The sequence below is a fragment of the Dietzia sp. DQ12-76 genome, from assembly GCF_014145045.1.
Classification (GTDB): Bacteria; Actinomycetota; Actinomycetes; order Mycobacteriales; family Mycobacteriaceae; genus Dietzia.
Window position 1 is genome coordinate 3,608 of sequence record NZ_JAALDV010000471.1, and the last position, 1,467, is coordinate 5,074.

Annotated in this window: 1 protein-coding gene, 1 tRNA gene and 1 pseudogene; 2 read left to right on the forward strand and 1 reads right to left on the reverse strand. The window is 69.3% G+C overall.

What is annotated here, in order from left to right; genetic code table 11:
* Positions 1-368: 368 nt before the first annotated feature.
* Together G6019_RS14975 and G6019_RS14980 are read left to right on the forward strand one after the other, a co-directional pair.
* Entirely contained in the window at positions 369-638 is a 270-nt protein-coding gene (locus G6019_RS14975; RefSeq protein WP_182612364.1) for a hypothetical protein, read from the forward strand.
* Between the two features lie 63 nt (positions 639-701).
* A tRNA-Gly gene (locus tag G6019_RS14980) sits at positions 702-772 on the forward strand.
* 128 nt (positions 773-900) lie between these two features.
* Here G6019_RS14980 and G6019_RS14985 read toward each other — a convergent pair.
* Positions 901-1,467 (reverse strand): annotated as a pseudogene (locus G6019_RS14985) (methyl-accepting chemotaxis protein); the annotation flags it as partial.

Below are 1,467 nucleotides of genomic sequence, written 5' to 3' on the forward strand. Positions count from 1 at the left end.
CATGCCGCCGACGTCGACGACGAGCACGATCACACCGTCGTCGCGGACCCGCGCGGACCGCAGTGGCCGGGTCAGGAGCCCGGAACCGACCGTGCCGGCGGCGCCGCGCGCCAGGACGGTCCGCACTCGTCGGGCGATGGGTCGCTCCGTCACGTCGTCCATGCTCGTCCTCCCGAAAAGAGTCGTCCGTCGACCGGTGAACGGCCTCAGAAACGGAGTCTCATCCTATTTCAGCGTGAGCGGCCACCGGATCCATACCCGCGGGCGCGCGGGATCGTCGTGAGAACCGCCACACCGCGGGGCCCGCGCAGGCCCCCGGGCCGACCGCGGATATGCGCCGCGCCCCGCACACGTGGTGCAATCGGGGTATGGACGATTTCAGGGAAGAGCCCTCGAAGTACATCTGGCGATGGACCATCTGGTCCTGGGTGTGCGTGGGCATCGCGGCCCTCATCGTGGCGATGGGACTGACCGGCGGCGGTTCACTCACCCCGTGGATCTTCGGCGCGCTCGCCGTTGCCGTTGTCGGTGGCGTCGGTTTCGGGTTCGTGCCCCGCGCCTCGCTCGCGCAGACCCGGCGACCCATGACCACCGGAGCCAAGCGAAAGGCCGCCCGCAAAGACCCCCGGAACCGCTGACGCCCGGAGCCTTCGTGCTAATCTGAACCGGCCTTCGAGCGGCGACGCCGCGTGAAGTGCACTGCCGATGTAGTTCAATGGTAGAACTTCTGCTTCCCAAGCAGACAGCGCGGGTTCGATTCCCGTCATCGGCTCAGGTATCGAGGCCCTCCCCCACGGGAGGGCCTCGAGTCATCTGGCGAGCCGATTCCCGCGCGACACCCCGCCGGCGTGTGTCAGCCGGGTCGCCTCAGCGTGAACACCCCGCCGCCGTAGTCGCTGATCAGGCGCCCGGCGTGGCCGGGCTCGGCACGGACGGCCCGCCCTTTCCGTTACCGTTCTCGCCCCCACGCCGCCGCAGGAGCTGGAACCCGGGAATGCCCTTGACCGCCTCGAGACAGTGCTGCGCGACCTCGAGGATCTGGTGGACCTCCGGTGCCACGGTGTCCAACGAGGCGATCACGGGCATCACGTCGTTCTCCAGGCTGTCTCCCAGCGCGGGCAGGTGGTCGATGAACCTGACGACGGCCCTGATCTCCTCCGGCTCGACCGATTCGAGTATCTCGTCGGCGATCGGTTCCAGGAGCGCGATGGTCTTGTCCGCCCACACCAGGACCTCGGTGAGGCGCGTCGCCACCTTCCCGGCCGTCTCCGGGGAGAGCTCGGCATCGACCAGCAGGGCCTCGACCACAGGCTTGACGGGCGCCAGAGCCGAGTCGGCGAAATCCAGGAGCGGCTCGACTCGCCCGATGAGCCCACCGGCCTCGATCACCAGGTCGTCGGCGACGTCCACCGTCGCGCTGACCCGTCCCACGACACCGTCGGCGGAGTCCACCGTCGACCCCACCCG

Bases quoted from the DNA above. Each gene is read 5' to 3' on its own strand.
- G6019_RS14975 (WP_182612364.1), top strand. From the start codon at position 369: ATGGACGATTTCAGGGAAGAGCCCTCGAAGTACATCTGGCGATGGACC.